This is a genomic window from Caldisericota bacterium (assembly GCA_034717215.1).
Taxonomy (GTDB): domain Bacteria; phylum Caldisericota; class Caldisericia; order Caldisericales; family Caldisericaceae; genus UBA646.
Genome location: JAYELD010000089.1, coordinates 20,512 through 35,542, shown reverse-complemented (window position 1 = coordinate 35,542; position 15,031 = coordinate 20,512). Strand labels below are relative to the sequence as shown.

The 15,031-nt window shown below is 36.1% G+C and carries 13 protein-coding genes; 5 read left to right on the top strand and 8 right to left on the bottom strand.

Features of this window, described 5'->3' with window-relative positions; genetic code table 11:
• Positions 1-184: 184 nt before the first annotated feature.
• The 4 genes from U9Q18_03860 to U9Q18_03845 all read left to right on the top strand — a co-directional run bounded on the left by U9Q18_03860 (position 185) and on the right by U9Q18_03845 (position 4,782).
• Complete coding sequence (locus U9Q18_03860) at positions 185-1,192, top strand: BMP family protein (protein MEA3313490.1); 1,008 nt, start codon at positions 185-187, stop codon at positions 1,190-1,192.
• 64 nt (positions 1,193-1,256) lie between these two features.
• Entirely contained in the window at positions 1,257-2,789 is a 1,533-nt protein-coding gene (locus U9Q18_03855; GenBank protein ID MEA3313489.1) for an ABC transporter ATP-binding protein, read from the top strand.
• Positions 2,790-2,800: 11 nt separating this feature from the next.
• Positions 2,801-3,868, top strand: a complete 1,068-nt coding sequence (locus tag U9Q18_03850) for an ABC transporter permease (GenBank protein MEA3313488.1) — start codon at positions 2,801-2,803, stop codon at positions 3,866-3,868.
• Complete coding sequence (locus tag U9Q18_03845; protein ID MEA3313487.1) at positions 3,868-4,782, top strand: ABC transporter permease; 915 nt, start codon at positions 3,868-3,870, stop codon at positions 4,780-4,782. The genes U9Q18_03850 and U9Q18_03845 overlap by 1 nt, the downstream gene beginning before the upstream one ends.
• 63 nt (positions 4,783-4,845) lie before the next feature.
• Here U9Q18_03845 and U9Q18_03840 read toward each other — a convergent pair whose 3' ends face one another.
• Positions 4,846-6,120: a coproporphyrinogen-III oxidase family protein gene (locus tag U9Q18_03840; protein ID MEA3313486.1), complete on the bottom strand. Its 1,275-nt coding sequence runs from the start codon at positions 6,118-6,120 to the stop codon at positions 4,846-4,848.
• Between the two features lie 177 nt (positions 6,121-6,297).
• Between U9Q18_03840 and U9Q18_03835 the strand changes: the two genes are divergently transcribed.
• Positions 6,298-7,494, top strand: coding sequence for a MalY/PatB family protein (locus tag U9Q18_03835; GenBank protein ID MEA3313485.1), 1,197 nt, complete (start codon positions 6,298-6,300; stop codon positions 7,492-7,494).
• A gap of 6 nt (positions 7,495-7,500) precedes the next feature.
• Here U9Q18_03835 and U9Q18_03830 read toward each other — a convergent pair whose 3' ends face one another.
• The 7 genes from U9Q18_03830 to U9Q18_03800 all read right to left on the bottom strand — a co-directional run bounded on the left by U9Q18_03830 (position 7,501) and on the right by U9Q18_03800 (position 14,981).
• Entirely contained in the window at positions 7,501-8,634 is a 1,134-nt protein-coding gene (locus tag U9Q18_03830; GenBank protein MEA3313484.1) for an aldo/keto reductase, read from the bottom strand.
• A gap of 113 nt (positions 8,635-8,747) precedes the next feature.
• The gene (locus U9Q18_03825; protein MEA3313483.1) at positions 8,748-9,101 is read right to left on the bottom strand and encodes a DUF3795 domain-containing protein; all 354 of its coding nucleotides are present in this window, start codon (positions 9,099-9,101) and stop codon (positions 8,748-8,750) included.
• Positions 9,102-9,286: 185 nt separating this feature from the next.
• Positions 9,287-10,174 (bottom strand): GNAT family N-acetyltransferase, encoded by an 888-nt coding sequence (locus U9Q18_03820; protein MEA3313482.1) that lies wholly within the window; start codon positions 10,172-10,174, stop codon positions 9,287-9,289.
• Positions 10,175-10,442: 268 nt separating this feature from the next.
• Positions 10,443-12,794: a DUF3160 domain-containing protein gene (locus U9Q18_03815; GenBank protein ID MEA3313481.1), complete on the bottom strand. Its 2,352-nt coding sequence runs from the start codon at positions 12,792-12,794 to the stop codon at positions 10,443-10,445.
• A gap of 122 nt (positions 12,795-12,916) precedes the next feature.
• The gene (locus tag U9Q18_03810) at positions 12,917-13,849 is read right to left on the bottom strand and encodes a nitroreductase family protein (GenBank protein MEA3313480.1); all 933 of its coding nucleotides are present in this window, start codon (positions 13,847-13,849) and stop codon (positions 12,917-12,919) included.
• Between the two features lie 120 nt (positions 13,850-13,969).
• Positions 13,970-14,386, bottom strand: coding sequence for a ribonucleoside-triphosphate reductase (locus tag U9Q18_03805; protein MEA3313479.1), 417 nt, complete (start codon positions 14,384-14,386; stop codon positions 13,970-13,972).
• Between the two features lie 25 nt (positions 14,387-14,411).
• The gene (locus tag U9Q18_03800) at positions 14,412-14,981 is read right to left on the bottom strand and encodes a nitroreductase family protein (GenBank protein MEA3313478.1); all 570 of its coding nucleotides are present in this window, start codon (positions 14,979-14,981) and stop codon (positions 14,412-14,414) included.
• Positions 14,982-15,031: the final 50 nt, after the last annotated feature.

Below are 15,031 nucleotides of genomic sequence, written 5' to 3'. Positions count from 1 at the left end.
ACCTCCTTGATAAAAGTTTTTAATTTTATAATTTGAAAAAAAACATATTTTTATTATACTGATTTTATTCATAGTTCAAAAACTTTTTTAAAAGATTTTACTTTTTAAAAATAACTTAAAAAAGGAGGTGAAGAGCAGTTGATATTTTTATTTTCAAAAAAAACAAACTTTTAAGGAGGATTACATGAAAAAATTAACAGTACTACTTTTGGTCGTGCTGATTGGAATTTTAAGCTTTTCTGTAGGTTGCGCGCCAAAAGAAGAGGCAGAAACGCCTGAATTTAAGTTAGCCGCGCTTTTCCCGGGCTCAACTCAGGATGCAGATTACAACGCTATTGGATACGTAGCGCTGCAAGAAACTGGAAACAAGTATGATATAAAAATAGCTTATTCTGAAAAAGTTGCAGTACCTGATGCAGAAAGAGTAATGAAAGAATATGTAAATGAAGGATACAACATCATATGGGTACATGGAGCTCAGTTTAATGGAGCAGCACTAAAAATAGGGGATGACTATCCAGATGTCACCTTTATTATAGAAGTTGATGACGAACCAGCAGAAAAGAAAGCTAACTTCTGGTATATGGATAGAAACTTTTACACTGGATTTTATATACTTGGTTCTTTAGCGGGTTTAAAAACTGAGACAGGAAACATTGGTTATCTTGGAGGGCTTGAGCTTCCCTTCACTCGTGGCGAAATCAATGCAGCAAGGCAAGGAATTCGTGATGTAGGTTCAGACGCTACGCTTGAATATCTTTATGTAGGAGATTTCAATGATCCACTAAAAACAAGACAGGCAGCAGAAGGTTTTATATCAAAAGATGTTGATGTAATCATAAGTGGTGTAAATCTTGGAAATTATGGGCTTTATAATGCTGTTAAAGAAGCAGATAAACTAGTCTATATAACTACAAAATATACTGACAAGAAAGTTCAAGCTCCTGATAATTATCTCACGTCAGACCTCTTTGATTTCACTGTTCCAATAGAGGGAATTGTAGGTAAAATACTGGACGGAGAAAAAGGTGGCTTCATTAACTTAGATTATGGCAAAGGGAAAGCAAGATATGCTCAATTCCCGATCAGCAATGTATCAGAAGAAATCCAGGCAAGAATACAACAGATAGCAGATGATGTCGAAGCAGGTAAAATTGATATTGTAAAGAATCTCGCAGAGGTTCTCCCATAAGAGTAAATCAATTTATTTTTAAGGGCTCCCAAAAGGGAGCCCTTAAAAAATTAAAGGAAACGAAATGGAAAATAAAAACCTCGTTGAACTAAAAAATGTACTAAAAACTTTCGGAGAAGTTGTCGCACTGGATAATGTCACCTTTACAGCGGAAAAGGGAAAAATTCACGGTCTTCTCGGAGAAAACGGTGCTGGAAAATCAACCCTAATGAACATTTTATATGGCCTTTATTCTCCCGATAAAGGGGAAATTTACATAGATAATAAAAAAGTTAAAATTAAATCACCCTTTGATTCAATAAAGCTTGGGATAGGAATGGTTCATCAAATTTCTACATTGGTTCCAGAATTTAATGCAGTTGAAAATATCATCCTCGGTACACCAGAAGACAAATTTAAACTACCAATTAAAGAAGAACAAGAAAAAGTTAAAAAAATAATGAAAGAACTTGGATTAACTTTTCCTCTTGATATAAAAACAAAAAAGCTCCCAGCAGGAGTAAAACAAAAAATAGAAATTATAAGATCATTACATAAAGGAGCAAAACTTCTCATTTTAGATGAACCGACAACATCTCTTGTGGAAAGTGAATTTAGACAATTACTTAAATCCTTAAGAACCCTTGTAAAAAAAGGAGTAACGGTAATCTTTATAACTCATAAAATAAAAGAGATAATGGAATCTTGCGACTCAGTTACTGTACTCAGGAGAGGAAAAGTTCAAGATACAATAAACAAAGAACAAATGACTAAAGAAAAACTGGTAAAGCTTATGTTCATGGAAAAAGATATCAAAGTTACAGAAAGTGCATTACCTAAAGTAGAGTTGCCTACCATCAAAAGAAGCAAAAAACCCGTATGTACAGTAAAAAACATTGAAGTAAAAGGCAAAGAAAAAAGCAAGGGATTAAAAAACATCTCGTTTGATGTCTATGGAGGAGAAATACTTGGTGTTGCCTCTGTCTCTGGAAATGGTGAAAAAGAACTTGCTAGCATTATGATAGATCCTTCCCTCTTAAGTAATGGAGATATCTTTGTAAACGGGGAAAGCATCAAACGTTTATCAACACTTTCTGTTTTTAATAAAGGAGTGGCTTATACTCCGGAAGATAGAATCAAAGAAGGAATTCTTAATGACGGAAGCATAAAAGAAAATGTACTGCTTGGCCATCATACAGAAAAAAGATTTTTTAAAAAAAATCTTTTTATCGATTGGGACGAAGCGACAAAAGCAGCAAGGAAAACAATTAAAGATTACAATGTGTCTACGCCTAGCGAAGAGCTTGCAATCAGGCGCTTATCTGGTGGCAATATTCAAAAGGTAATTATGGGAAGAGCATTTGTTAGCCCAACTGATTTACTCATAACACATAATCCTACTTCCGGGCTTGATGTTTTAACAGTGGAATTTATATTTAATAAGCTTGTTGAAACCAGAAATAATGGCGGAGCTGTTCTCTGTATAAATGAAGATCTAGATGAATTGATGATAATAAGCGATAGAATAGCTGTTCTGCACAATGGAGAGCTTAGGGGCATTTTCCAAAGAAGCGAATTTGATAAATATAAAATTGGCCTGTTAATGATAGGGGGTTAGGTATACAAAAAATGAAAAAGAAAAACATAATTCAAAAAGATCTCGGAACAAAACTCCTGAGGAGCTTGTCTGTCTATGGACTAGCGCTTTTTATTGCTTTTGGCTTTATCTCCATCATTATCGCTCTCCTTGGCTTTAGTGTTCCAGATGCATTAAAAACTCTTATAACCACGTCTTTTAAATCTGCTTTCGGATTTCAGGAGACAATAAAAAAGACAATCCCTCTCATTTTTACAACATATGCTTTTACTATACCTTTTATGATTAAATTCTTTAATATAGGCGCATGGGGACAGATGCTTTTCGGAGGAACTGCTGTCGCGGCAGTAGGATTATTAATTGGAAACTTTGGCTTGCCGGCCTTCATAATGATTCCTCTGCTGGTAGTTGTTGGAATTTTAGCAGGAGGTCTATGGGGATGGTTTGCAGGTTTTTTAAAAGCTAAGTACGATGTAAATCCGATTATTTCAACTATTATGCTTAATTTCGTCGCAGTCCTATTCGTAAATTTTATTGCCACCTCTCCAGCGTTTAAGGACCCGCTGGAAGGGCACCCCATTACAAGACCACTGTCAAGTTCTGCAACACTTGGTTTTTTTCATGGAATACCATATTCTATCATTTTGGCTATACTTGCAATAATTTTCGTATATATACTACTAAAAAAGACAAAACTTGGATATGAAATTACCTCAGTAGGATATAATTTACATTCATCGCAAACTTATGGGATAAATTTTCAGAGAACAATTATGCTCACTTTCCTTCTAGGAGGAGCCCTTGCAGGATTAGGAGGAGCACTTGAAGTAATGAATATCCATGGAAAACTTATAGAAGGCTTTGCTAAAACAAGTGGAGCTCAGTATGGAGTATTCGGAATTTTAACCAGCTTAGTAGTCGCAGGAAGCCCAACAGGTGTTCCAATAGCAGCCTTTTTTATGGCAGTGCTTTTAGTTGGTGCTGATGCACTTCAAAGAACTATGCAAATCCCAGTAGAAATGGTATTTCTTAGCCAGGCATTAATTGTCTTATTCATTGTTATTATAAGAAAAAAATTTGAAGCAAAAGGAGGTAAATAATGACATTTATAACCTCTTTTATATCGCACACTCTTGTTTACGCAACGGTTTATACACTGACAAGCCTTGGAATTATACTTGGAGGAAGGACAGGAATCTTTAATGTTTCTGCTGAAGGTATTCTGCTTGCTTCAGCATCTACTGGATTTGTAACTGCCTATCTTACAGGCAGTTGGCTAATAGGATTTATTACAGGAGCCCTTATAGGTGCAGCATTTGGCTTTATACTGGCGTTTGTTCACGAAACATTTAAGGTTAATCAATTTATACTTGGCATAATTCTTGTCATCTTTGGTTCCGGGCTTTCTGACTTACTGTATAAAATTATTGTTGGAGTAAGATTGTCTGCTCCTCAAGCTCCACATGTCCCAACTGTAATTATACCTTTCTTGTCTAAAATCCCTATTATTTCAGGTATTTTAAATCAGGATGTTGTCGTTTACTTTATGTATTTTGCAGTTATTATTGCATATTGGTTTTATTATAAAACCAAAGTTGGTCTTGAAACAAGGGCAATTGGAGAAAATCCAAAAGCAGCTGATGTTGTTGGAGTAAACGTAAAAAGAAGAAGATACCTTGCAACAATTATTGGTTCAGCTTTAATAGGTGTTGCAGGAGCATACCTTCCAATCGCAATAACGGGTACATACTCTCCGGATATTTCGGCAGGTAGAGGATTTATGGCAATAGGAATTGCAATATTTGCAAGCTGGAAACCACAGAGAGCAATATTAGGGGGATTTTTATTCGCAGGTATTGAAGTTATAGCATTCCAATTAGAATTAATATCCGCCAACATTCCTTATCAATTCTTTCTTATGCTTCCATTTATTTCGGTTCTCATTATCATGATGATATTTAAAAAACAGATAGAATTTCCTGCATCTGTTGGAAAACCATACAGCAGAGAATAATCTTTTATTTGCTACACGCCTAAAAAAGACTCATTCTGTAAAAATTATGGAGGATGAGTCTTTTTATATTTCAATCCTGTCAGGCCATGCCTCCCTCATTGCAACAGACCAGACCTTATTAATGTAGTTTAAAACAAAATAGTTCTGCATAAGATGCAGCCAAAAAGCCCCTCTCTCTGTCAAAGAAAATTGATTTGTTTCTTCTCTGCACAATCCCAAAACTTTAAACACCCATATAAGTCGGGAAACTTTATTGTCCCCTTCACCAAATAATTCTTTCAAATGTTTTTTGGGAATATACGTATCATATAATCGCCAGTACAGCCAATAATATCTGGATAATTTCTTACCTACATCCATCTTCAATGCTACTGGCAATTTCCTGCTGGAAAGTGTTTTTATATATTCTTCAATAGAAAATGTATTGAAGTAAAAGGCATTTGAAACAAACGAACCAGCTCCGGCACCAATACCAATATAACACCCTCTTGTAACAGAAGAATAACGTGGAGCATTGCCTTTTTTAAAACCCCAGACAGATACACGTTGAAAGCCGCTATCAAGACAGAACTGATGTATTGCACTATACATCTTCCTTCTCGTAAATATATTTGGCATTTTAATTCTTTTTAGTTTCAAATATTCCCCTGCAATAGAATATGGAAAGGTAAATAAAGGATAAAGAGTAACCTGGTCTACACCTAAACTAAATGATTTTCTAAGATCATTAATCACATCACTAATGTTTTGTCCTGGTAAGGCAAACATCAAATCGAAGTTAACTAATTCAAAATGAGATGAGAGAGCAAGTGTTGCCGCTTGGGGCAAGATGTTTTCTCTGTAGCTTCTCCCAAGAAAAGCAAGACACTTATCATTAAAACTCTGCACCCCGAGACTCAAAAGAGTTACACCATACTTTTTTAATTTATTTATCACCTCTTCATTTATATCGTCCGGATTAGTTTCGATAGCAATATCGCCTGTCAAAATAAAGCATTCTTTTATTTTTTTTAAGATTACTCTCAGCTCATCAATAAGGTTTGTCGGAGTACCGCCACCTATGTATATGGAAGATATTTCAATTTTTCCCAATCGCTTATAATACTGTTCAATTTCGTTAAGCATAGCATTTACATACGGTTTTACCAATTTTTTATCGTATTTTACTTTATTGTAAGGACAGTAAGGACACATATTTTTACAAAACGGAATATGAATATACAAATCGATTTTGTCTATCCCGGGAAGATCAATACTGTCTATGTGTTTGAATACGAATTCTTGCTCTGCTCCAAGCAAATACCGACGAACTCGTCCTGTTATAATTTCTATTAGCATATCGAATTTTCCCCTCCCCGAATCCATTTCACCGCCAATAATATATTCTCGTGTTTCATTATAAAACAAAACGGCAATAGAAAAACTACTCCCAGAGATAATTGAAAAAGTTATCTATAATGCTAAAATGATTAATATAACAAAAAATCTCAATCTGCTAAAAGTATGGAGGGCAAAATGAAATACAATTTTGACAAAATCATTGATAGAAAAAATACCGGTTCCTGGAAATGGGACACCACAGAACTTATATTTGGAAGTGATGCTGTCCTTCCTATGTGGGTTGCAGACATGGATTTTCCTATTGCAAAACCAATTATTGATGCATTAAAAAAAAGAATTGATCACGGAATTTTTGGTTACACAATGCCCTGGGATTCACTCATAAAAGCAGTTGTCGATCGTGTAGAGCAAAAATACAATTGGAAGATAGAACCAGAGTGGATCGTATTTACTCCAGGTGTTATCCCCGCAATATACAGCGCAATCAAGGCCTTTACACACCCAGGAGATGATGTAATACTTCAAGGCCCTGTTTACTACCCTTTTTGGGACGCAATAAAAGATAACGGATGCAATGTTTCAAACAATCAATTAAAATTAGTCAACACTCATTATGAAATGAACTTTGAAGATCTTGAAAAAAAGTTTGCACCTCGTCCCGAAATGATACCTTCGCCACCCCGTGCAAGAATGATGATACTCTGCAATCCTCATAACCCTGTCGGCAGGGTGTGGAGCAAAAAAGAGTTAAAAAAAGCAGGAGAAATTGTCTTAAAACACGACGCCATTGTAATCTCTGATGAAATACATTGCGAGCTACTGCTTACAAATTCAACTCATACACCGTTTGCAACAATTTCAAAAGAGTTTGAGCAACATTCTATTACCTGCATGGCTCCCAGTAAAACATTTAATTTAGCAGGACTTGAAGCATCATCAATCATCATACCAAATGAGGATCTGCGCAATAAATTCAACATCGCAAAAGAAGGAATCACATTAGACCCAAATGCTTTAGGTCTGGTAGCACTTGAAGCGGCATATCGGAATGGCGACGAGTGGCTTTCTCAATTGCTTGATTACTTAAGGGGGAACCTGGAATTTCTTATGAAATATTTCGAAGAAAAAATTCCACAGGTTAAAGTAGCAAAACCTGAAGGAACATACCTTGTATGGTTGGATTTTCGAAAATTAGGTATGAACAATGAGAAACTCAGCGCATTCTTAAGACAAAAAGCTAAAGTTGGACTTGACGATGGGTACCTATTTGGCCCAAGCGGATCAGGATTTGAAAGAATTAATATTGCCTGTCCCAGAAGTATATTAAAAGAAGGGCTAAAAAGAATAGAAAAAGCTATAAATAACTTATAGATTCATTTACTTAAGCTCTTTGGCTATGGTAGCCAACCACTCCATAATTTTTATATCTTGAGGGCATTTTTCTTCGCACTGCCCGCACTGAATACACGATACAGCACTGCTCCCGTTCTCTTTCATTAAGGCAAACCATTGTTTAATACGCGGCATCTTATTATACATCTTCCCTATATTATAAAGTATAAAATTGTGAGGGATATCTACTCCATAAGGGCATGGCATACAGTATCCACAGTCAGAGCACAGAATCGGCTGTATTTCCCGATATTTATCCCGTACACGTGCAATTATATCCAATTCCTCTTGCGTAAATTTATCAACCCGTGCTAAGTCAGCACTTTCAAGATTTTCTATCACCTGCTGTACACTTTTCATACCGCTAAGCACGATAGAAACTTCAGGTTTATTCCACACCCATTGAAGTGCCCATTCTGTTGGAGTTCTTTTGGTTCTTGCCTCATTCCAGATGCTATTAATTATTTCAGGAGGATTTTCAAGGTCACCTCCAAGAACAGGTTCCATAACAATTACCCCTACTCCTTTTGAAAATGCATACTTTAATCCTCTATTGCCAGCCTGAAATTCCTCGTTCATATAATTATACTGCACCTGGCAAAACTCCCACCTATCATAATCATCTATGATTTTTACAAAAGAATCAAAAGAATCATGAAAAGAAAAGCCAATATGCCTAATTCTCCCTTTTGCTTTTTCTACCTCAATCCACTTAATAACATCTAAATTAACAATCTTTTCCCACCGCTCTTTATTAAGAGCGTGCATTAAGTAAAAATCAATATGATCCGTTTGAAGCCTCTCAAGTTGTTCATTGAAAAAGCGATCAAAATCTTCATACTTTTCTACAAGCCACACAGGCATTTTTGTTGCCAAATATGCTCTCTCTCTATATCCGTTTTGTAGTGCTCTACCTACAAAACTTTCGCTTTTCCCTCCATGATAAAGATATGCTGTATCGATATAATTAACTCCATTATCTATAGCATATCTCAACATCTCAGTGGCCTGAGGTTCATCTATTTGCGCGTTGTCACCCCCTACCGTTGGAAAACGCATACACCCAAAACCAAGAACTGACACCTTTACGCCACATCTGCCAAGTCTACGATATTGCATTTTTCCCTACCTTCTTAAAAATTTATTTTTTTCCGGTCACCTCTTCTAAAAGCTGTTTTGTTAATAACCGGTTTTCTTAGAATTATAACAGTTAACCATATTATCGCCAAATACTAAATAGTATTAATGTCATCCTTAATGTTATCAAGTGTCACCTTTGCATCAGGTGCCGATTCAAAAAATTCACTTAGCGTTTCACAAGGATATTCATTGCAATAAGCACAATTGACAAGCTGCCGCTCCTTGCAGCATTTCCGAATTTCACACTCCATGCAATAGTTAAAATGTCGCCCACTTTCCGACATACACCCATCGCAGTTAATGTATTCGGGTTTGATCTCTGCCTTAAATTCCTCAGACCACCGTTTGGCAACTTCAACTCTTTTATTGTCGTTATCTGCCTGAGTTGCCTCAAATGCCGGACATTCACTACAAATAATCCCGCAATAACCAATTATTTTAGCCATGACTCCTCCCTTCAAAGATTTTTTATACTTTTTAATGATAGCACTATATTCACTTTGTCAAAATAGAAAATAATTAAGTTACACCAGGTACACAAAGTAATCATTTTGGAAAGAACGCTCTACTGTATTATATATTCAATATTCAAAGTTGTTGAACAAAAATGTTGAGCACAACCAAGTATGCTTTATTGTATGTCATAGAACTTATTTTGAGTATGTGAAACTTGAAAGCTATAAACAATCGAAGATTCTATTGGATAATATCCTATTTTTCTGTAAATGCTGTTAGATATAGGATTTGAAAGATCCGTATAAAGGCTGCAGAATTTGTAACCCTCGCTGAGCAATAACTTGCTCAATGAAACAACACAGGATGTGGCATATCCTTTATTTTGAAACTGCAGAGGTGTATAAACAGTGCTTACGGTAATTCCGTTTTTTGTAGGCCTGGCTTTCAAAGCCATAGATACGGGAATTTTGTCTTCCCATAAAAATACATAAGATTCTTTAATGGCAAATTCTGCTTTTCTTCGTGCTTCAGCAAGACTCACTGTTTCCGAGGTAACCTTGGAGAATTCGAATATCCAGTTTCCCACAAGGTCAATATCTTTTTGCGTCGCAAGAATTAACCTCCCGGAACTCAGCTCAATTTCATTAACTTCATCCAGTCTGTATATCATCTGCTCCATTTTGATAATCGACATATGGCCTGTTGCTTGAGCCCATGAAAATGCAAATTTTGTTGCCATCTCGCGTGGACCGATAACCCCTGGAACCAAAATTTCTTCTTTTTGCAAAAATAAAATAGACTGATCTATTGCTGCATCCAAATTATTCCCTTCCCCGTAAATAATCATATTGTGAGGTGGAGTCATTAACATTACAAATATAATATCTTGCCTGTGTTTAACCAAGGCAAAGAATGGCTCAGATTTTTGCTCAGTCAATTTTAACTCTTTTCTAAGCCTAAAGAGAATTCCTAATAGCAAGTTGTTGGCTACTTCATTTCTTTCAAGAAAAGTTTCAACATTTTGAATAAATTCTCTTACATCATAATATCGTTGAACATACATTTATTACCCCCATATGCACAACATATATCTGTCTTAAAAGTCTAATAAAACATCATCTCAATGTAACGATATATTTGAGCATATCCTGTGCACTTGCAGTTTCATTCGCTCTTGCAAAAATTTTCGGTTTTGTTTTGCAATGTTTTATCATACAAGCTATTTTTTTTAGTGTCAACAAACTTATATAAAAACCGGTTTCTAAAGTGTCACACTGGTGCCAGGCACCAGTGTGACACTCGATAAACATGCTTTATTAGTTAATTTGCTGTTAATCTGAAAAATTAGAAATCCATCCCGGATTTTCTGGAGGATTAGAATTTAACATCTCCCTCCACTCTTCATCTGTCAATCTATTTTCCATTGGATGCTTAAATTCATAATAGCTCATTATCGGCCCTGCACCAACAAGAATCCTACCATCGGGAACTTTGTATGCAACAATAATTAGCTTAACGTAACCACTCCCTTCTTCCAGAACCTGTCCTGTGTTACCATCTGTATGGACATCTGCAACAATAGTTGTTTTCTTGGCTTTATCATCAACATCCTGTATAACTCCGTTTAATTCCTCGTCAAAATTTTTGATAAACTCGTAATCTTCTTCGGTTAATTTTTTGTTCTCTAATTCCTTCGCAGATATAATTCTTAACCTTTCAAGTATCTTCTCCAGGTTTTCCAGGCGGTATTTCGCAGAACTGTCCAGAACGTTCATGTCACTTAAACCTTTATTCGTCATCCTTGTTAAAGTTAATAGCCTGTTATAGAATTCCGGCACCGGCTCAACATAGCCAATAACGGGCTTCTCAGGTGGGAGAGGGGCAATAGACTTTTCAAACATAGTATAGCTCTGCTTTGCATAAAGAATAGTATCATGCCGCAACTCTGCCCACGAAGAGAGGCAGGTAGATAGCTCTTTATCCTGCCATGCTTTTGTCTGCATAAACGTCGGATAACCATTCCCGTACTCCTGCAATAGAGGTTTTAGTGCATAAAGCCAGGACCAATAAAGATTTTTATTCCACTCCTCTGCAGTAAAACCATCAAATTCCTCTTTCAGTTTTGTGTACTGTTCTGCATAACCTTCATAATTTGTATCGTCGCCTTCTTGTAAAATTTCCATCGCCCTCTTTGACCCAAGTAAGGACATCACATCCAGCCCTTTTGGAAATCCTCTGGCAGGGCCAACACCATCAATAAAAACCATTGTAAAAGGTTCTTCATTGCCAAGATACTTAGTGACATATCCAAAAACAAGGTTCTGAAACATATAAGAATCCGGGATAAATCTTTGACCCATTAATCTGAAACCCTGGGTATTCGCCAGAACTTCATCAGGACCACCAGCAGCACTCACATATTGCATCCCGGTTCCGCCATAAATTTCAGGAGTCCTATACTCTGCCAGTTTCGTTTTAAGTTCCATGATATTTTCATCATTTAGTTCATTTGGATCAAATTTATCGCCAAACACATCGTTCATTGCCTCAAGATACTCATAAGGACCCAGATCATCCGACAACCCAACATAAAAGGCTGTTACCGAATAAATCCTATCCCATTTATCTTTTACCTCTTTATTTTCAGCAAACATTGATGCAATAAGACAGGCCTGCATTGTTTGAATTTTAGCATCATAAGCAGAGATAAAACCTTTTTTGTCATTCTGATCCGTTTCCCCGGGAGGTATATCCGGACTTCCTTTAAGTATCATACTTATCCTTCCATACCACATAAATGCCTTAAAATAATTCTTCAATTTTTCTGATCGCGTGTAATGCCCTCTTGGCACGTACTGCGAATAATCTTCATTGTAAACAAAAATCGGAGATTCATAGAATCCTTCGTGCTTTGCTATTAATTTTAATTCCTTCTCAACATCTCCTTTTACGAAATCAGGAACTGTAAAAGTATATTCTTTTCCTTCTTCAGGAGTAAAAAATGCGTCATCTTGCATACCCTCCTTATCTTTTTTAATCTGGTCTACCTTTGGCCTTAAAAGCTCAAGACCAACTGCAAAATACGCAATGCTTCTCCTCGATGCTTCCTTCAGATCTCCTGTAGAGTTCTTATATTTCTCAATCGAATCTTCCAGTAAAATTTTGCTGATATTCCATATATCGCCGTAAAATTCTCGTTCTTCTATCTGTCTTAAAGTTTCATCAAACTGAATATGGTAAAGATGTAGCAAAGAATCAGATGTAATAAAAATAGGCATTTCTATCTCTTTTAAGTTCTTATATGGCTCTATAATGTCTTCTTCGCCTGGGTTAAATGGATTGTCAATAACAACAAAACCATTCGCTTGCAATTTTGTAAGCGCTTCGTTGCTTAATGCAATCTCTGATAAAAAGCTATTAAAGTTTGAAATTCTGTTTGTCTCAAGCGGTAAATTGTACTGAGGAACTTGCACTACTATATCAAGGGGCTCCAAAAAGTAGTGTTTCGCAAAACTTAATTTTTCTGTTTGTATATTAGACAAATCAATAGGCTCCGTCTTCAGCGCAGATGGCTCTTGATCGGACGCTGGCTGCTTGCTACACCCACTAATCAACATCATACCCACAATAAGTACTACAATGGCAAACCTTATTTTGTAGATACTAATTATCTTTCTTCTCATATTCAATACCTCCTTTTCTTTTAGACAGACAACTCGCAAAAAAGTTCCGTATTGCAAGAAAGATATGTAGTAATTTCAGTTATTAAAATAAAGTAACTAAAACAATAAGGAAGTTTTTGCAATTATTTTTCTTTATCTTCAAGTGGATAATATTTCTTAAACCAATTGAATCCAAACTCTTCCATTAATTTCATGTAGGCATCGTTGCCTTTCGGCATATAATTAGCAGGATAATGAAGGGCAAAATATCGCTGCGCCCAATTTATATATCCATTTTTTTTAATCTGCTCTATACACTTTTTGGCAAACCCTTTGCCATGAACTTCTATAGCAACACTTGCAATTGCTTCAAGTCGTTCCTCGGTTATTTTCATTTTCAAACCATAATATTTTTCGTTAAAAACATCTACGAGTTTTTGGTCTGCTATTTCATAGTATCTTTCATTGTGGACAATCACATCTACACCAAGTTTTCGCCTAGGAAGAGCTCTGCTCTTAGGATATCCGAGTGAAAGCAATACAACTGGAAATACACCCTTTGGTAGCTGAAACAGCTCCTTAATCTTGAGAAAACATTCAAGAACAGTGCCAACATAAACTGAGCCTAACCCTAATGAATCTGCTGCAGTACAAATATTTTGTGCACAAATAATTGTATCCTGAAAAGATATCCAAAAATGGCGAAAAGAACTAGTAGCAGTAAATGGGGCTACTTCAATCTTGGACCATCTTTCAATACGATGCCAATCAATACAAAATAGCAAATCTACAGGAGCTACAGATATAAAATTTTGCTTTCCGCAAAGCTCAGCTAATTTTTGCTTTGTCTCACTGTTCTCCACTTTTATAATAGAATAAGGTTGTAAATTACCACCCGTAGGAGAATGAATTCCCGCTTCAAGAATATATTGCAAAACATCATAAGGAATTTTTTTCTTCGAAAAATTCCTGCAGCTTGCCCTCTTAAAAAGTAACTTCATTGTTTCATTTGGGTAATTTTTGTGTTGTCCTCTGCTGTTTACTCTACGATGGGACGGCATTTTATCATCATTCATAGTATTTTTTCCTCTCCTTCGGTAAATTATAATACACAAGACAAACAGCTCGCCAAAATTTTTTCCATCAATTTAAGATTCTTGCAATATTACCACATAAAATTCATCTTATTTTTTAAACTAATGCTCCAAAAGATGCACCGAAAAAGAATAACCGGCCTTTTCAGCTTCGTTCTTTATAGTTTCTCTTATCTTTTTATAGTCAAAAGAATACTTATAATCCTTGCCAAACAATCTTGATTGTTCCTCTATATTACCTTCTCTTTCCTTTCCTTTAAGTCCGTAGGTTTCTTTTTTGAATCCCATGCCGGATCCACCAGAAAGCCCTACACTTGATTCGCGCAGTATTTCAAAGAATGTTACTACTTTTTCCACATCATTAACTCTTGCCCTGCACCTGTATGTCAGTTTTTTCTTTGAGAGAAACACTTTCCTTTCGGCAACAACAAACTGAAGAATAAGAGACCCATCCCTCTGCTCTTTAAATTCAGCAGGAAAATTTTTGCTGACTTCAATCAATTTTTCCTTTAAAGTCACTATATCTACCTCCTTTTTATTTCGGTTAACCAATTATAAGTTCGGATAGTGAACGCTTTGGCACATGGTGTACTTCTTCCCTATCGTTCCAGTATTTAATGTCTCCATCCGGGCCAACAGGTTCAATCACCACAGTTTCTTTAGGTTTTCCAAGACCAATAACAAGAAGTATTTCAAATCGAACCGGCACATTTAGAGCTTTACGCAAATTATCTTTATTTATCGAAGCAATCATGCATCCCCCCAGTCCCTTTTCAGTAGCACCTAAAAGGATGCTCTGAGCCGCTATTCCCAAATCCCACGCAAAGAATTTGCTCAATTCAGTATCTCCAAGAATAACAATATACGCAGACGGTCTCTCGCCTTCTTTTGGTCCTACCCAATCTTTAAGATATCCAGCCCAGGCAAGAAATGGAAATATTAAAGCGTTTTTTTCAGGATTGCAAGAAAGAATATATTTCAACGGCTGAACATTTCGCGCAGATGGAGAAAGCCTTGCAAGATCAACAAGCTCTCCCAAAGTCTCTCGCTTTACTGAAATTTCCTGGTAAAATCTACGATAACTCCTATTTTTGCTTACTAAATCTTTAAGCATATCTTCCTCCCCTCAATATCAACTTAGATCTAACTTTAAAATTTGGTCTC